14 protein-coding genes are annotated in these 17,860 nt (G+C 53.2%); 12 read left to right on the plus strand and 2 right to left on the minus strand.

The window, feature by feature from the left end; genetic code table 11:
• The first annotated feature begins 29 nt into the window (after nt 1-29).
• Complete coding sequence (locus tag F454_RS0101490) at nt 30-1,112, plus strand: glycerate kinase (protein ID WP_018968849.1); 1,083 nt, start codon at nt 30-32, stop codon at nt 1,110-1,112.
• 86 nt (nt 1,113-1,198) lie between these two features.
• Here the strand turns inward: F454_RS0101490 and ilvN are convergent, their stop codons facing one another.
• Nucleotides 1,199-1,741, minus strand: coding sequence for an acetolactate synthase small subunit (gene ilvN / locus F454_RS0101495; protein WP_018968850.1), 543 nt, complete (start codon nt 1,739-1,741; stop codon nt 1,199-1,201).
• A gap of 59 nt (nt 1,742-1,800) precedes the next feature.
• Complete coding sequence (gene ilvB, locus F454_RS0101500) at nt 1,801-3,540, minus strand: biosynthetic-type acetolactate synthase large subunit (RefSeq protein WP_026292635.1); 1,740 nt, start codon at nt 3,538-3,540, stop codon at nt 1,801-1,803.
• A gap of 674 nt (nt 3,541-4,214) precedes the next feature.
• Between ilvB and F454_RS0101510 the strand changes: the two genes are divergently transcribed.
• The 11 genes from F454_RS0101510 to F454_RS13770 all read left to right on the plus strand — a co-directional run bounded on the left by F454_RS0101510 (nt 4,215) and on the right by F454_RS13770 (nt 17,858).
• Complete coding sequence (locus F454_RS0101510) at nt 4,215-4,658, plus strand: hypothetical protein (RefSeq protein ID WP_156817076.1); 444 nt, start codon at nt 4,215-4,217, stop codon at nt 4,656-4,658.
• A gap of 353 nt (nt 4,659-5,011) precedes the next feature.
• The gene (locus F454_RS16235; RefSeq protein ID WP_156817077.1) at nt 5,012-5,230 is read left to right on the plus strand and encodes a hypothetical protein; all 219 of its coding nucleotides are present in this window, start codon (nt 5,012-5,014) and stop codon (nt 5,228-5,230) included.
• A 343-nt stretch (nt 5,231-5,573) separates the two neighbouring features.
• Nucleotides 5,574-5,906: a hypothetical protein gene (locus F454_RS16240; protein ID WP_156817078.1), complete on the plus strand. Its 333-nt coding sequence runs from the start codon at nt 5,574-5,576 to the stop codon at nt 5,904-5,906.
• Nucleotides 5,907-6,010: 104 nt separating this feature from the next.
• Complete coding sequence (locus F454_RS0101530; protein WP_018968857.1) at nt 6,011-7,309, plus strand: TolC family protein; 1,299 nt, start codon at nt 6,011-6,013, stop codon at nt 7,307-7,309.
• Nucleotides 7,310-7,336: 27 nt separating this feature from the next.
• Nucleotides 7,337-8,482, plus strand: a complete 1,146-nt coding sequence (locus F454_RS0101535) for an efflux RND transporter periplasmic adaptor subunit (RefSeq protein WP_018968858.1) — start codon at nt 7,337-7,339, stop codon at nt 8,480-8,482.
• Entirely contained in the window at nt 8,475-11,630 is a 3,156-nt protein-coding gene (locus F454_RS0101540; RefSeq protein ID WP_018968859.1) for an efflux RND transporter permease subunit, read from the plus strand. Before F454_RS0101535 ends, F454_RS0101540 begins: the two co-directional genes overlap by 8 nt.
• 31 nt (nt 11,631-11,661) lie before the next feature.
• Nucleotides 11,662-12,198 carry a hypothetical protein gene (locus F454_RS15435; protein WP_018968860.1) on the plus strand — a complete coding sequence of 179 codons (537 nt, stop codon included), beginning with the start codon at nt 11,662-11,664 and terminating at the stop codon, nt 12,196-12,198.
• A gap of 61 nt (nt 12,199-12,259) precedes the next feature.
• On the plus strand, nt 12,260-13,150 hold the full coding sequence (locus tag F454_RS0101550; RefSeq protein WP_018968861.1) for a cation diffusion facilitator family transporter: 891 nt from the start codon (nt 12,260-12,262) through the stop codon (nt 13,148-13,150).
• A gap of 728 nt (nt 13,151-13,878) precedes the next feature.
• Nucleotides 13,879-14,166: a YHS domain-containing protein gene (locus F454_RS13765; protein WP_018968863.1), complete on the plus strand. Its 288-nt coding sequence runs from the start codon at nt 13,879-13,881 to the stop codon at nt 14,164-14,166.
• 66 nt (nt 14,167-14,232) lie between these two features.
• Nucleotides 14,233-15,555, plus strand: a complete 1,323-nt coding sequence (locus F454_RS0101565) for a TolC family protein (protein WP_018968864.1) — start codon at nt 14,233-14,235, stop codon at nt 15,553-15,555.
• 20 nt (nt 15,556-15,575) lie between these two features.
• Nucleotides 15,576-17,858, plus strand: a complete 2,283-nt coding sequence (locus F454_RS13770; protein WP_018968865.1) for a heavy metal-binding domain-containing protein — start codon at nt 15,576-15,578, stop codon at nt 17,856-17,858.
• The last annotated feature ends 2 nt before the right edge of the window (nt 17,859-17,860 follow it).

Here is a 17,860-nt window from a genome sequence, read left to right on the forward strand (position 1 = left end):
TTTTACGAATCCATACTTAAATATTGATAATGAGAATCTTAGTGGCGTGTGATAAATTTAAAGGATCGCTGACAGCAGCCGAGGCATGTGAGTCGATCGAGCGAGGCTTGATAGAAAAGGATCCCTCTCTGGTGGTGGATTTGGCTCCAATAGCAGATGGGGGGGAGGGCTTTACCGAGGCACTCAAGGATGCGCTCGATGGGGAGTGGGTGTCTTGTGAGGTGGTGGATGCGCTGGGACGTCCATGTGTGTCACAATATGTTTTGGCTGGTGACACAGCGGTGATGGAGATGGCGGCGAGTGCAGGGCTCTTGATGATTGAGCCTGAGGATCGCGATCCATGGCATTCAAGCACATTTGGTGTGGGCTTGATGCTCAGGCATGCTGTGGAAGTGCATGGAGTGAAGCGTGTGGTCATGGGGATAGGTGGAAGTGCCACTAATGAGCTAGGGGCTGGATTTGCTTGTGCCTTAGGGGCTAGGTTGTTTGATGCTGATGGGAATCAGCTAGAGCCAGTTCCGGCGAACTTCCAACAAGTGGCAGAGATGGATCTCTCTGGCATGATCAAGCTGCCTGAGGTGTTGATAGCCTCTGACGTGCGTAGCCCCTTGTTGGGTGAGCGTGGGGCTAGCCATGTTTTTGGCCCGCAGAAGGGGGTGGAGAATGTCTCTGAAATGGAGGCGATGGTGACATTGTTTGCGCGCTTGGTCGATTCCAGTGCGAGGACAATTGATCGTGAGGGAGCTGGAGCTGCCGGCGGTCTAGGATTTGGCTTGATGCATTTTGCCCACGGAGAATTGGTCAATGGCTTTGATTGGTTGGCCAAAGAGCTTGAAATCGATAATCGCGTGCGTCTTGCGGATGTGGTGATCACTGGTGAGGGGAGTCTGGATGCGCAAAGCCTCGAAGGGAAGGGACCTGTGGGCTTGGCGCGCATGGCTCGCTCTGAGGGCAAACGGGTGATTGCGTGTGCGGGGCGTATTGATGTTCTTGCTGAACCTGAATTTGATGCCTGCCATGCACTAGATCGGCTGGGCCTTCCGTTGGAGGAATGTATTGCCCGCGGGGCGGAGCTTCTTCAGCAGATCGTTGCAGAGGAACTTCAGCTTTGATAGCTGGATCATCTGAGGCCAACAAAGAGGGCTTCGAGTGATCTCGAAGCCCTAGCATGTTTGAGTTGGTTGGGTCTCAGAAGTGCTTAGGTGGTGGCTCCTCCACGAGCCATCACGACTTTGCCAGTACGGACGGTTTCGACAATTTCGAAGTTGCCGAACATCTTGATGGCTGCGTCGAGTTTTCCACTGTCTCCTGAAATCATCGCTATGATGGATTCGGGGGTGAGGTCTACGGTTTTGCCATTGAAGTGGTCGATGATCTGAAGCGCGGATGTGCGGTCTTCTGTGCTCTTGATCAAGAGTTTGATGAGGACGAGTTCCTTGACTACAGAATCATCGGCTTCGTGTTGGATACAATGGATCACGTCGATGAGCTTTGACACCTGCTTGATGATTTGCTCGAGCCCGTTGGATGAGCCGGTGATGCCGATAGTCATGCGTGAGAATCGTTCGTCACGACCTTCAGACACCACTAGGGAGTCGATGTTGAAGCCACGGCGTGCGAATACCTGCGTGATGCGCATCAGCACACCCGGCGTGTTGTTGACAAACACAGAGAGGCTATGGCTGCTCTGATCCAAGCTGGGTTCAGCAGGAACATCGGTGGTAACAATTTTCTTAGACATTGTTCTTAAATAGTAAGTGGATTGATTACAAAACGAGTAATGTACGAAACTGGCAGGGTCTAGGTGGATCCAGTTGGTTTAGCCATCTTGTGTTTTGGTGGTTCGATGAGCATGTCTTCGAGTGCGGCGCCCGCAGGGATCATTGGGAACACGTTGTCTGTCTTCACGCACTCGGCGTTGATCAGGATAGGACCCTCATTGTACTCGAGTGCCTGCTTCACCACGCGGTCCACATCGGCAGGGCGCTTGATGTTCAGTGCCTTGATGCCGTATGCTTGGGCGAGTTTGACGAAGTCTGGGTTACCCTCGAGGTCTACACCAGAGAGGCGGTCGTCGAAGAAGAGTTCCTGCCACTGGCGCACCATGCCGAGGTAGTGGTTGTTGAGTACCACGATTTTGATTGGCAATTTGTGGATGGCTGCTGTCGCTAGCTCGAAGAGTGTCATCTGGAATCCACCATCGCCGCAGAAGGTGATCACGTCGCGGTCCGGGCAGGCGAAGGCTGCGCCAATTGCGGCAGGGAAACCGAAGCCCATGGTGCCGGCGCCGCCGGAACTGAGCCATGAATGAGTCTTGGCATTGCGGTAGAACTGAGCCGCCCACATTTGGTGCTGACCCACATCAGTGGTTACGATGGCTTCACCCTTGGTTTGGGTGTTGAAGGAGTCAATCACCTGCTGCATGCGCAGTCCGCCTTGTTTGCGGTAGCCCAGCGGGTACTTCTTTTTGTAGCCATTGAGGTGCTTGTTCCATTCTGCATGCTTGGTGGCTTCCACTTCTGTGAGTAGCGCTGACACGGCCGCCTTGGCATCACCTACGATTTCTACATCAGGTGAGATCATCTTGTTCATTTCGGCGTGGTCGATATCGATGTGGATGATCTTGGCGTCCGCACAGAACTTGTCTGGCTGGCCAATGATGCGGTCATCGAAGCGCGAGCCGATGTTGAGCAAGAGGTCACATTCTACCATTGCTTTGTTCGCATAGGCAGTGCCGTGCATGCCGAGCATGCCAAGCGAGAGTGGATGAGTTTCAGGGAGAATCCCCTTACCAAGTAGGGTGGTGGTGAATGGACAATCGAGCATTTCCACGAGCTGGAGCAGTTCTTTTTCTGAACGCGCAATCATGGAACCCTGGCCAGCAAGAATCACCGGACGCTTCGCCTTCTTGATGAGTGCGGCTGCCTCTTGAATGGCTGCTGGGTCGATGTTGAATGCTTTCTCAGGGTGGTATCCCGGAAGGTCGAAGTCTTCACTGGTCTTGCTTTTTAGTTTGCCGGTGAATGGTGCGGAGCTGATGTCCTTGGGAATGTCGATGAGTACGGCACCAGGGCGGCCAGAAGTGGCGATGTGGAATGCCTCGCGAGCAATTCTCGGTAGGTCGTTGGTTTTCTTCACCAAGTAGTTGTGCTTCACCACTGGTATGGTGATGCCAAAGATGTCCGCTTCTTGGAAGGCGTCTTTACCGAGCATCCAAGTCACCTGCTGACCACAGATCACGATCATTGGAACGGAGTCCATTTGCGCGGTCATTAATCCAGTGATGGTATTGCCGGCACCTGGGCCAGAGGTCACAAGTACGACAGCGGGCTTGCCAGTAGCTCGTGCGTAGCCGTCGGCCATGTGACACGCTCCTTGCTCGTGGCGTGCCAGTACGAATTGGATGTTACTTTTGACTGTTTCGAGCGCATCGAAGATCGGGATTGCCGCTCCGCCTGAGTAACCAAATATGTACTCAACGCCTAAGTCATCAAGGGTCTTGATCAGCGCCTGTGCGCCATCTAACTTTTCTTTAGCCATGGTGAAAATTGTGTTGTTTCGTGGAATGTGCCACTGTTTTCGATTTAGTAAACCACAAAATGGTGAAAATTTCAGCAAGTTTGAGTATTTTTTGAATTTCACCCTCTAAAGTTTTGAGTTAATCGAGGTAAAGTTGGAATTTCTGTTCCTCGTTGTTTTGTAAAATGTGATTATGAAGGCGACTTTCCACTTTAGTTTTGCTTGAGTGCGTGCAACAAGCGCCCTTGCTGGGAACGGAGTGGTGGGATGCAAGGCCATTGCTACCTGAGGCGGGGCTGGTGGAGGTGATACTGCCAATCGAGATGCTCTGGCCTCTACTAAATGAAGTGAGCACACTCTTACTGAGCATATTAGTCAGATTCGCAGCAGCCGCGGACGAGGGCTGGAGAGACGGTGCGCGTATGGCGACGAGCAATCCGAGCTTTAGATGGCTACGGTTTAGCCGATAAAGCATCGGCATGATGGACTCCTTAAACGTAGTATTGAGTCCAAATAAGGATGAATTGGTAGGGCCGGTGGGACTTGAACCCACGACCAAGGGATTATGAGTTTGTAGATTTCACTTCTCGACTAGTCTCACTCTGTCTCACCTCGTCTCATTAACCCCTTATTTTATATGGGTTTATGGACTTTTTTGATTCGACATGGGCGGACAGGTGCAGTTTACTTTGGACATGAAAAACCGGACAGAAACCGGACAGTGGAACAAGCAAGGGACTGCTGTCAAACTAGGAAAAGACGACGTGCGCTACTGGAAGAGCCGTCTCAAGAAACGCTCTTACAAGAGCGGCGGGAAGACTGTGGAAATTAAAGAATGGCAAGTTCGCTTGTTTTCCGGCTCGTCCGAGGAGTGGTTCAATCTTGGCACTCAGAACCAAGCGGCAGCCGCTCGCCACGCTCGGGACATCTACCTCCACCTCAGAGCGAACGGAATGGCCGAAACGGTTGCCCGCTTCAAAGCCAAGCCGCAGGAGGAAACCAAGGTCTCCACTTTCTTAGACGGTGGTTTCTTCTCGGCGATCTTGTATCCCGGAGCCTTTTCCGGGGGATTGAGGTTGATGAAACGAAGAGGGTTAAGCTCCGTGCTCAAGCCAGACTCATCCAGCACGCATCGCTGACCATCCCTTTCGATGTAGGGAACCTGCGGCTCGCCTTTCGAGGCAGGCCACTCGCGCACGTAGCGACGACCATCGCGCTCAATGGCCTCAGGGCCACTTGGCTGGTAGTTGTGAAATAGAATTGGAAAATTGGGATCGCTCATGCGAATGAAACGAAAAGAAGAGCGCTCTCATCCGCTTCGCTGATTCATTCCTGCAAAACCCCAGCAAAACGGTCAGATTTTCGGAAGTTGCCGACTGAGGTGATCGCGGAGCTGCTCGCCGTGAAGGAGATTTTGAAAAAAGCTTCTCTGCACGACTTCTCCTTTTTCTGTTTCGGGCATCGGGGTGCAAACAGAACAAAGGAGTTCATCATGACAAACGAAAAGCAAACAAAAGCAAAACCATCCCATCGTGTCTCACCATCCCATCGTGTCTCATTCTCACGCATCATCGGCAACAATGACGATGGCAGTGACAAACTCGGACAGCACGTGAAATCGGAGCCGTCAGGGAACGCCGAAGCGACAAGAAAGGTGGAATCCTCCAGCTCGACCATATTCCCGTCGAACTTACTCGTCACGAAGGCGTAATCTTCATCGTTCCGGTGGAATAAGCTAACCCTGCTGGGAGAACTCTGGCCAGAGAGCTATCTTAGCCAGAGTTCTTCTTGCCTCTTCGCAAGAGTAGCTGCTTGAGAGCAAGACTTAGTAGTGTCGTCAAAGCACCTTGATTCATCAAATCTGACCTTTATTAACAAACTGCTCAGGCCTTTTCCGAGCGCGAATGCGGTGCTGCTAAGAAAATCTTAAATTTCTTGACACCTGTCCTTCCAGACCTTAGAAAACACTCATCGCAAGATTTATCACATCTGTAGTAGCGCTCGTCGCAATCTTGTCTATGACACTCACTATGGTGTCAGCAGTGGGTTTATGCGTGAGCACGACAGAAATTTTCGTCGGCCAGCATGAAGTCGAAGGACATTCAGACTGTTCGCATTCTGACGAAGAAGAAACTCCTCCAGATTGCACTGATGGGCAGGAGCCTTGCGATGGTCAGCATTTGGAAATTGATCTAGAGGTTGATGATTTTGTTCGCTCCTCTTCAGGAAGCGAGAATGCGCCTTCAGACGACGGTCTTTGCGCATCGCTTATTTCATTCTCTGCAGATAAATATTTTCGCCCTCGGAGACAAATTCTTCCGTCGGACTTTGCCAGACCGCCACCGGATCTTCCGGTTTTTCTGCGTTTTGGTGTGATGAGGCTTTGATGCCAGTAGCTCCACGGCACAAGTGCGTGCCGTGATGAATCGATGTTCCTGCCCTCCCGATGATCGGTGTGAGGCACTTTTGGTCACATTCACCAGCTACCGGCATGAAAGCCTTATTCTATTTTACTCCTACTCTTTTTCTAACAGTCTCCTGCTCATCCCAGACAACTCAGTTTCCCATTGTTCCCGCCACACCTCCAGCGAAGAAAATCGCGGTCGAGAGGATAGGCTCCATTGACAATGAAAACGTTGCTCTGACTTTGTCCAATCTCCGTAGTTTAGTGCAGCGGAATAACCCAAACCTTGCAGCTGCACGAAAATTGATCGATGCCGCGCAAGGGCGGCTACAGAAAGCTGGTTTGCGATCGAACCCCACTGTGGAGGTGGAATTCGAGACGACCGCGAATCTACGCGAGCCCTTCCTCATCGCCGGAATCTCTCGCAGCTTTCCAAGAACCAATCGACTCCTTCTCGAAAAACGCGTCTCGGCACCACTCGTCGAAGCCGCTCGTGCTGAGGTCGCCAATGCGGAGCGACTGCTCGTAGGCGAAGCCCGCGAACAGCTCGTTGAGGTCCTCGCTCTAAGAGAGGTGAAAGGCTTATTGCAGGAGCAGTCTGAAAATGCTCAAGAACTGGCCGACTTCATTAACGAGGCGGCGGCCCGTGGTGAAGCGTCTCTGTTAGAGGTGCCTACAGCTGAGATCGAGGTGACTCGTATTCATACGAAGGCTGAGCAAATTCAGATTCAGATCGATCTTGCGGAAGCCAAGTTGAAACCAATCTTAGGCTTCAATCCAGAAGCGAAACTGGCTGTCGCAGGCGCGCTTCCTCCAACGAGTCTGCCACCCATGCAGGTCAGTGTGCCACGGGATAGACCAGACCTCGTCGCGGCGAAGCTCCGTGCAAAGTCTGCTACGGAAAACATTCACCTCACACAGGCTGAGGGAATTCCTGACTACGATCTTGGCGTTTATGCAGGATTGGGACGCGAGGAGGATGAGCCCGAAGGTGGAGAGCTTGAAGGAATCATCGGTGTTCGCTTTAGCATGCCTCTGGGAAGAGATCCGAAAACTCCCGGAGCCCTTCGCGAGGCTCATGCGGAGCGAGATCGTCTTGATCTCACGACCCTTGCTCTCCGGAAATCGATCACTGCCGAAGTCCGCGCTGCCTACGGTGAAATGGCCCAATGGCAGAAGCTGGCAGTGCGAATTAATCAGGACCTGATTCCCAAAGCACGCGAGAATCTCTTCCAAATCCGCACCGCTTATCAAGACGGCCAGGTGCCGCTACAAGATGTCCTTCGCGCTCGCGAGCAGGAGCTTTCGCTCAAGCTCACCCTTATCGAAGCTCGCCAGAATTTTCACAAAGCCCGTTCGCGCTACCTCACTGCGACCAACGGCTAACTCTCACTCACACACTTTTTTAATCCAATGAAACACTCATCATTTTTTCTCCTTTCACTTCTCTGCCTCACATCGCTCCACGCTGAGGAAGCGATCGATCCAGAACGCATTGCTAACACCATCATTCTCAATGACTCGGGGGTGAAAAATCTCCGTCTCGAGACCATCGAAGTCGACGAGCGTGAGTTTAATGAATCCGTCTTTGCGATTGGTCGTGTCGAAGACATCCCCGGACGTGGTTACGCCTTGTCTTCACGGATTCTAGGCCGTGCCGTCAAAGTGAATACGCGCCTCGGAGATCGTGTCGAAAAAGGCGACACCTTGGTCGAGGTCGAAAGCCGCCAGCCCGGGAATCCTCCTCCAGTCATCGCTCTTAAAGCACTGCGCGATGGCGTGGTCACTGAGGCAAATGTCATCGAAGGGAAACCTGTGAGTCCGGATGGCTCTTTACTAACAATCGCTGACCGCACCATGATGTGGGTCACTGCTGAAATCCCCGAACAGCGCGCTGCCAAGATCAAAATAGGCACCAAGGCCGAAGTGACCTTTCCCGCTCTCGAAGGCGAGCCTGTCATGGCCACACTTCTCAGTTTTGGAGTGGAAGCCGATGCGTCCGCTGGATCCATTCACGGCATTTTCGAACTCGCCAATCCCACCGGCTGTCTCAGTCCCGGCATGCGAGCCGAGCTGAACATTATCATCTCCACCCGAGAGGATGTCATGGCAGTCCCGGAATCCTCAATTCAAGGTAACCCGTCATCACGAGTCGTCTATGTGAAGGACTTCGAGCTTGATAACTCCTATGTCAAAGCTCCCGTAGTGCTCGGTGCGAGCAGTGGTGGTTGGGTTGAGGTGTTAGAAGGGCTTTTCCCCGGCGACGAGGTGGTCACTCGTGGTTCATACGCGCTTGGTTTCGCTGGAGGTGGTAGTGGCATTTCGCTAAAAGAAGCACTGGATGCTGCCCACGGTCACGAGCACAATGAAGACGGGTCAGAAATGACTCCTGAGCAAAAAGCTGCGAAAGAAAAACCCTATGATGACGACCACGGTCACGAAGGAGGCAATGCTCCAAAATGGCTCATTTACTACGCAGCTGGTATCACGCTCGCTTTTCTAATCAGCCTCCAGCAGCTCTGGAACAAGCGCAGAAAGGAGAACTCATCTCATGCTTAACGCTCTCATCCGCTTCTCGCTTGCTCAGCGTGGACTCGTTTTGATTGGTGCCGTTCTCATCCTGATTCTCGGTGCTCGAAAGGCGACTCAAACGCCCGTCGATGTTCTGCCGGATTTGACGAAGCCGACCGTCACTCTTCTCACTGAAGCCAGTGGCTATTCACCGGAGGAGGTCGAAACACTCGTCTCCATCCCCTTGGAAAATTCCCTCGGCGGCGTCACTGGCGTCGACCGAATCCGCACCGTCAATGACATCGGGCTCTCTCTCGTCTTCATCGAATTCGACTGGGGCACCGACATCTATCAGGCACGCCAATTCGTCCAAGAACGCCTTATAGGAGTCTCTGGAGAACTGCCCGAAGGCATCACGCCTTACATGACTCCCGTGTCCTCGCTCATGGGTGATATCATGCTCATCGGTCTCCGTGATCATTCGGGAAAAACCTCACCGCCCGACCTCCGCGTGCTCGCCGATTGGACGGTCGCTCGTCGCCTCCAGTCCATTCCCGGTATCGCGGAAGTCCTCTCCATGGGCGGCGGGGTGAAGCAAGTGCAAGTTCAGCCCGACCCCGAGCGGATGCGCCTTTATAACATCACCTTTGAGCAACTGCGAGATGCTGCTGCTGAAGCGGTGAAAAACACGACTGGGGGCTTTCTCACCGAACGCGCTCAGGAGATCATGGTGCGAAATCTTGCGATGTCATCATCTACGGAAACGATCGGAGCAACCGTCGTTGATTATCGCAATGATCGCCCGATCCAAATTCGTGACGTTGCCACCGTTGCTTGGGACATCGAGCCCATGCGGGGAGATGCTGGTTTTGGCCTCGCCGATGGAGAGAAAAATGAGGGCGGCGAACTGGGAAGCCGCGGCGTCATCATTTCTATCCGTAAAGCACCTGGCTTCGATACCATCGCCTTGACTAAAGAAGTCGACCAAGCCCTCGAAGAACTCCGCGCGTCACTCCCCGAAGGCACTGAACTCGTCCCGCTCTATCGTCAGGAAGAATTTATCGAACTCTCGATCGATAACCTCGTCGAAGCCCTCCGCGACGGTGCGATTATGGTCGCGATTATTCTCTTCCTATTCCTGCTCAATCTCCGCATCACGGCCATCACCCTGACTGCGATTCCGCTATCTCTCGCGATGACGATGTTGGTCTTTGATCTCTTTGGCCTGACCATCAATTCCATGACCCTCGGTGGTCTCGCCGTCGCAGTCGGTATGGTTGTCGATGACGCCATCGTTGATGTGGAAAACGTCTTCCGCCGTCTTCGAGAAAACGCGTCTTTAAAAGAGCCTCTTCCAAAAATCGAGGTCATCGCACGAGCCTCCAGTGAGGTGCGTTCATCGATTCTCTACGCGACCATTCTCATTATTCTCGTCTTCCTTCCGCTCATGGCGCTTAGCGGGGTGGAGGGGAAACTTTTCACACCCATCGCCATCGCGACCATCGTCAGCATGGCGGCATCCTTCATTGTCTCGCTAACCGTTATTCCAGTTCTCAGCTCGCTACTACTCAACCCGAAGGCAGGAAAAGAGCACAAGGACTTCATCCTCGTCCGTTGGTTGAAGGCCGGGTTCCGTGCTACATGGCTCCGCTTTGCGATTTCTCAGCCGCTTCTGGTGATCTTTATCACAGGTGCGCTCATCGTTTTCGCATGGTTCGAGTATTCTGCCATGGGGAGAAATTTCCTCCCGCCATTTCGCGAACCAACTGCCCTCGTCGCAACCACCATGAGCCCGGGCACCTCGTTAAAAACCACCTCTGAAATGTCCGACGTCGCCATCGAGCGTTTACTGGAAATCCCGGGGATCAAAACGGTCGCATTCAGAGCTGGCCGTGCTGAGCGTGGAGATCATGTCGTTCCCGTTTCGACTATCGAGTTCGATGTCGAATTCGCGGAAGACACCACTCGTGATCGCGCCGAAATCATTGCTGATATCCGTGCTACCATGAAAGACATCCCCGGCACCTTTAGCGCCATGAGCGGGCCGCTCGCTGACCGCATCGGTCACATGCTCAGCGGAGTGTCATCCAAGGTCGCCGTCAAAATATTTGGCCCGGATCTTGATGAACTTCGCCGTCTCGGAAATGAAATTGCGGACGTCGCTCGTGACATTCCCGGTATGGAGGAAGCGACCGTTGAGCAACAGGCCAGTGTGCCCCAGCTCCGCATCGAGCCAAAGATCGATCGTGCTGCTGCCTATGCCGTCACTCCAGCCGCCCTCACCGAAGAGCTTTCCGCTCTCATGGGAGGCGAGAAAGTTGCCGAGATCTACGAGGGCGTGCAGGTCTATGACCTTGTCGTCCGTCTGCCAAAAGAATGGAGGGAAAACCCCGGAAGCCTCAAGGATCTCTACATCGACACGAAGGCGGACACTCTTGTGCCGCTCGATGCCGTGGCTCACATCCGCATGGCTACAGGTCCGAATACGATTAAGCGCGAAAACCTGCGTCGCCGTTTCGTCGTTGGCATCAATCCAAGCAACCCAGACCTGATCGCCGCAGTCGATCAGCTCAAAGAGGAAGTTGCCGAAAAAGTAGAACTCCCCGAAGGCTATAGTCTTTCCTATGAGGGCGAATACGTCGCACAAAAAGAAGCCGCTCGCACCATCGCGCTCAGCTCCGCGCTCATCATCGTCGTCATTATCTTTCTACTGCACTCTTTCTTCAAAAGCTTTGGCTTCGTCGCACTCGTGCTGACCATCCTGCCCGTCTCACTCGTCGGCGGGATTCTCTACACTGGCGTGACGCTGAACAATATCAGCATCGCCACCCTTGTTGGCTTCATCGCCGTGGGCGGCATCGCGGCGCGGAATAATATCATGCTCATCTCTCATTACCTGCACCTGATGAAGCATGAGGGCGAATCCTTCACCGCTGAAATGGTCATCCGAGGCACCGAAGAGCGCCTTGTGCCCATCCTCATGACTGCCGTCTCTGCCGGGCTTGCACTCGTGCCACTCGTCATCGCAGCTGATGAACCCGGGAAGGAAATCCTCAATCCTGTCGCTATCGTCATTGTTGGGGGACTCATTAGCTCGACTCTGCTCGGCCTGCTTGTCACTCCCGCTCTCTTCTACGCTTTCTGTCGTAAATCCGCAGAAAAGTCTCTCCGGCTCAATGCCTCAGCCTGCTCCTAAAACACCAAACCAAAACCAAAATACTAGAATTATGAAAACAAGAAACATCCTGCCTATCGCAGCATCCGCCATTGCCCTCATCGCCACCCCAGTCGCTCTCGCCGAGCACCACGGTGAGCATAAGGATAAGAAAGAAGAAAAAGCCCACGATCCCCACGAAGGTCATGATCACGGCAAGCTCGCAGGCCCCAATGGAGGCCGCATCCTCACCGAAGCCGAGCCCCACCTTGAGTTCTTCGTCATGAAGGACCGTAAAGTGAAGCTCACCGTCGTCGATGACCATGGCATAGCTCTTCCACTTGGTGAGCAAAGTGTTAGCGTCATCGCTGGTGACCGTAAGAACCCCATCAAAATGAAGTTCACCAAAGAAGGCGACTCCCTCATCTCCGACAAAGCCTTCCCCGAAGGCAACGACTTCCCAGTCGTGGTTTCAATCAAGACCAATCCAGCCGCCAAAACAGTTCGCTCCAAGTTCAACCTTAACCTAAGAGACTGTCCCAGCTGCGACTACCTAGAATACGCCTGCACCTGCGACCATGGTGATGATCATGAAGGCCACAATCACTAAGGATTGCTAAAGATCGAATACTCAGCGGGTGGCGGCTTCCCTCCGTCACCCGTTTTTTCTTATGTCTCACAATCATCATCACGGCAGCAGCGACAATCTCAAAATTGCCTTCTTCCTCAATCTCGGCTTCACCATCATCGAGATCATAGGCGGTATGTTCACCAACAGCATCGCCATCCTCACCGACGCCCTACACGACGCCGGAGACACCGCCTCGCTCGGCCTCGCGTGGTATTTTGAAAAACTCTCAAGCCGTAAACGCAACGAGCAGCACACCTACGGATACAAACGTTTCCGACTCCTTGGCGGACTGATCACTGGTGTCGTCCTCGTCATCGGCCTCAGCTTCATCCTCTGGAAAGCAATCGAACGCCTGATGACCCCGGAGCCCGTCAATGCCCCCGGCATGATGGCCCTCGCCGTGCTCGGAATCATCATCAATGGCGCCGCCGTCCTGCGTGTCAAAAAGGGCACCTCTCTTACAGAAAAAGTCGTTAGCTGGCATCTCATCGAGGACACCCTCGGCTGGGCCGCAGTCCTCATCGGCGCCGGTATCATGGTGCTCTGGGATCTTCCCATTATCGACCCCATCCTCTCCATCGGCATCTCCCTCTTCGTCCTCTGGAACGTCTGTCGCAATCTCAAACAAGTCATCCTAGTTTTTCTTCAAACCACCCCCGAATCCTTCGACCTCGCCGACTTCGAAAAGCAAGTCGTCACCATCCCGGGTGTCCTCTCCACCCACCACACCCACAGCTGGTCGCTCGATGGCGAAAGCCACGTCCTCTCTACCCACCTCGTGATGGAGAGCAACACCGACCGCCCCGCCATCCTTACCACCAAAGACAGAGTCGTAGACCTACTCAAAGAACACCACTTCGAGCACATCACCATCGAAGTTGAGCTGGAATGCGAATCCTGTCACACTGGTGACCAGCCCATGCATCAATAGCTCTAAAATGCCAAGTCAAAGTGTTCTCATACCGGAGCAATCTCTCTGTCTGGTCGTGACAATCCCTGCAACTCAATCTATCTTTCTACGGGTCCGAAGGACAGGTTTGTTGATCAGCGATGGGTAGCGGAGTGGTCCAAGTGAAAAGGCCAAATTTTCTGTTTGCACTAGGACTGGTCGCTCTATAATATAACAATTAATGATTCAGAGGATTTTAGCTCTCATAATGGCATTGCTGATTGGCAATCCCGTTTGTTGCTGCGCCTTGGGTTGTGGGACTGCGCCGACTGAGGTAGCTTCCCAGTGTTGTTCTGGTGGCACGCCGGTCGATGACGGATCTGATCAGGATGATAGGCAGAAGCGCAAAGGCTGTGACTGCTGTTTTGACAAGATTTCTGCTGAGAATTTCAGCAATAAAGTCCTGCCGCCTGCGAACCCAGATGATCTTCTCGGGGGGCCGCTGGCTCCGACCGATGCGGAAGTTTCGCTTCCGCGTATTCCTCTTGCTGTTCAGTGCATCAGCAAATGGCCACCCGGTGAATTACCGGGTATTTCGATGGGCGAGCGACTCGCCCGCAAATGTTCTTATTTGCTTTGATTCACGGGATCGGACGCCTCACCGCGTCCTCATCGAATCCCGTGCGATGACCCTTCATCGCCGTTTTTAACTGGCCCATCCTTCGTGGATTCGTGGCCGCATCTCAAACGAAATCAAAACAATTAGAATTATGAAATTTATCCTCAATGCGACGCTTGTCGCCCTCACGCCGCTGGCATTCATCTCCTGCAATGACCAGACCTCAGAAACGAATACTGAATCCGTGTCTACTGCCGAAGTAGTTGCGAAACCTTACCCGCTCGAAACGTGCCTCGTTTCCGGCAAGAAGCTGGGGTCGATGGGTGACCCTTACGAGATTGTCCACGAGGGGCAGCAGATCAAATTTTGTTGCGACGGCTGTGAGCCGGCCTTCAAGAAAGATCCTGCCAAGTATCTCGCGAAGTTGTCTCAGCAGTAAATCTCTCACTGCTCCACCACTGCGGAAGCTCTTTGGAGCTTTCGTGGTGCTTGGGCACCTCTTGTTATGAAGGCACTCCTTCTCGCTCTTTGGGCGGCTGTTTTAACGACGGCATGTTCCTCCAATTCAACGAACGGCTCTAAAAGTGCTCCGGTCGTCGAAGTCGATTCATCCCGGACGATTCCTGCTGAACCAAAAGCCTACTCCATTCCGCGCCAAGCTGGACCGGAAACGCTCGCAGCCATGGCGATTCGTCACAACCCACGTCTTCAGGCTCTCCGCCACCGCGCGCAGCGTCTCAATGAGAAGGTGCCTCAAGCTCTCGCTTTACCTGATCCAAACGCTAGTCTCGCTCTGGGAAAGTTGCCCGAAACCGCCGCTGGTCAAGTTGACGCCGTCGTCGGTGTGAGCCAAAAAATTCCTTATCCCGGGAAGCGCAAATCTGCCGCTTTAGCAGCTCGTAGTGAAGCACTGGCCATCCAAGCAGATGCCAATGCCTACGCGCTGAAACTCAGTGAACAGGTCCGCAGTGCCTGGTGGGATTATTACCTCGCTACCGTTACCATTCGCATCAGTCAGGAAAGCCGCGAACTCCTCCAAGTCGCCGAAGAAACCGTCGAGGCACAAGTCGCCGCTAGCCAAAGCGGGCAAGCCGATCAACTCCGCGTCGCTAACGAGATTACCAAGGTCGACCGCGATCTCGCACAAGCTAGACGCCTCATGCAGACAGCGCAGGCCCGCCTTAACTCTCTCCTGAATCGACCGGTAGGATCAGCTCTTCCTGCACCTTCAAATAGAAGCGTCAAAACACCTAGCAATCTCGAAAATCTCCTCGCTCGTGCCGAAGCCAATCATCCCGAGGTCATATCAGCATCGAATAAGATCGCTGCCTTCAAGCACCGACTCCAACGGGCAAAGCTAGAGAAGTATCCCGACTTTACGTTCGGTCTGCAAGGTGCTGCTGTCGCCTCTAATGGCATCGCTCCATCTGCCAATGGTCGGGATCAAATCTTCGGGACTCTGGGTTTCAATATCCCACTCTGGCAAGAACCTCGACGAGCTATGATCCGTGAGGCCAATGCCGGGATTGCGGAAACTCAGGCTCTTCTGGGATCGACTCGGGCAGACCTCCGTTACCGAGTCGAAGATGCTTACTTCCGCGCCAAGACCGCCCGCGAAGTCTCCGAGCTTTTCAAAGGCCGACTCATTCCGGATGCCAAGCAAGCCTATGAAGTTACTCTCTCGTCCTATGCCGCTGGCGAAGACACTTTTACCAACGTCATCGATACCTGGAGGCAATGGCTCACCTATCAACTCCAGTTCGCTCAAAACCGCGCCCAGTTGGGTAAAGCGGTCTCCACTCTAAATTCCGCTGCTGGCATTCAATAATTTCTCAACCACATCATGTGATGAAAACAAAAATCAAAAAGCTCATCGGAGTTCTCATTCGCAAACCGCGACAGCTCCTCACTATCCTCCTTCCTTTGGCACTCTTTGGTGCCGGTTGGTGGTTCGGTCTACCTGCTGAAAAAAAAGACCAACACGATCACGCCGCTACCGAGAGCAACGAAGTCTGGACGTGCTCTATGCACCCACAGATCCGTCAGCCGAACTTCGGGCTTTGCCCGATTTGCGAAATGGATCTCATCCCGCTGCAGGATAGCGGAGGCGGAGGTATCCGTGAAATCTCGGTCAGTCCCGAAGCTGCGGCCTTGCTCGACTTGCAAGTCTCCCCGGTTGTCCGCTCTATTGCTGAGGCTGACATTTCTCTCTTCGGAAAAATTTCTTACGATGAACGCAGTATCTCGTCGATCACCTCTCGTATTGGAGGTCGCGTTGATCGCCTGTTTGTCGATTTCACCGGAGCATTGGTCCGCAAAGGCGATCATCTTGCTGAGATCTATTCTCCAGAAATCTACGTCGCACAGAGAGAGGTCATTGAGGCCACCAAAGCGATTCGTAATCAGCAAAGCGGCGCTTCAAAGCCTGCCAGACAAACGCGCCTGCGCCTCTTGAATGCGGCTCGGGAAAAACTACGGCTTCTGCAACTCTCGGAAGCTCAGATTGATGACATTGCTGACCAGAGCGAGCCCAGTGATCGCATCACCATCAATTCCCCACAAGATGGGGTCGTCGTCTCCAAATCAGTTGATCTAGGCAAGTATGTCAAAACAGGAGATTCGCTGTTTAAAGTCGCTGATCTCTCCAAGCTCTGGTTTGTCATGGAAGCCTACGAAAGTGACCTCCCATGGCTTCGCTACGCCCAGGACGTGGCCTTCACCGTAGAGGCTCTGCCCGGTCAGGTTTTCCACGGTCGTGTTGCCTTCATCGATCCGGATATCAATCCCGTCACTCGTATCGCAAAAGTGCGGGTGAATGTTTTGAACCCCAAGCAACTTCTCAAGCCGGGGATGTTTGCCCGGGCCGAGGTGAAGTCGAAAATGACGGGATCAGGAGAAGTGTTAGATCCTGAGTTGGCGGGAAAATGGATTAGTCCCATGCACCCGGAAATCATGAAAGACGCCCCCGGACAGTGCGACATTTGCGGCATGGATCTTGTTCCAGCTGGCGAGCTGGGCTTCATCGCTGAATCAGCAGATTCCAAAACTCTTCCCTTACTCGTCCCTGTCTCAGCGGTATTACAAACAGGGAAAAGAGCTGTCGTGTATGTTCGAATCCCCGAAAAACTTGACCCGACCTTTGAGGGGCGTGAAATCGTCGTCGGCCCGAAAGTCGGCGATCAATTCATCGTCGAGAGCGGACTGAGTGAGGGCGAACTCGTCGTGACACAGGGAGCCTTCAAGCTGGATTCCGAGCTTCAAATCAAAGCGAAGCCATCCATGATGAATCCTAATGCCGGTCTGGTGGAAGTTCCTGCCAATCAGGCTCCTGAAGATCTCGCTGGACAATGGCAGCCCGTGATTCGCTCACTGGCCCGGCTTCAAAAAGCCGCTCAAGAAGATGATGCTTCTGCAGCTGAAGAAGCTCTCACGGGAATGATGAGAGCCATCAACAGTGTGGATCAGTCTACCTTTCAACCCGATACCCTTAAACTGTGGGGGGAGTTTTCTAACAGGTTGATGAATAGCCTGACAATCGCGAAGCGAAAGCTTCCGACTCATACGAAACAAGCGGCTAGAATCACGACACGGGCCACGGAGGAAGCAGGCCGCTATCTTGGTTTATCAAGCCAGACCGAAGCTCCCCAAACGGTCGACCCGGCCATCGCCAAATCGCTCAAGCAACTCATTAAATTCTACCTTCCGCTTGCCAAAGCTCTTGCCGATGACAAGCCCAAGGAGGCGATGTCCACAGCCAAGATTCTTTCCGGCCACGCCAGGATGTTGCCGCTTCCAGAGGAATCTGAGTCTCTTTTTCAAGACTCTATGAAGCTTTCCCAGACGGTTGAGATTGAAGCTCAGCGAGCCATTTTTCAACAAATCAGCAACCGCTTGATTTCACTGGTTCGTGCCTATGGTCTTGATCGCGTCGGTAGTGCCTACGTGGTCCATTGTCCCATGGCGTTTGATAATAACGGGGGTGACTGGATCTCCAACGTTCCCGAGATCCTTAACCCATACTTTGGAGACGCCATGCTCAATTGCGGATCAGTGACAGCGACTCTGTCGCTCGGTGACTCTCCTCCCAAGAAACCCATGAAGGACATGGAGCACCACAATCACGGGAAATAATC

This window comes from Rubritalea marina DSM 17716, from assembly GCF_000378105.1.
GTDB classification, from domain to species: Bacteria; Verrucomicrobiota; Verrucomicrobiia; order Verrucomicrobiales; family Akkermansiaceae; genus Rubritalea; species Rubritalea marina.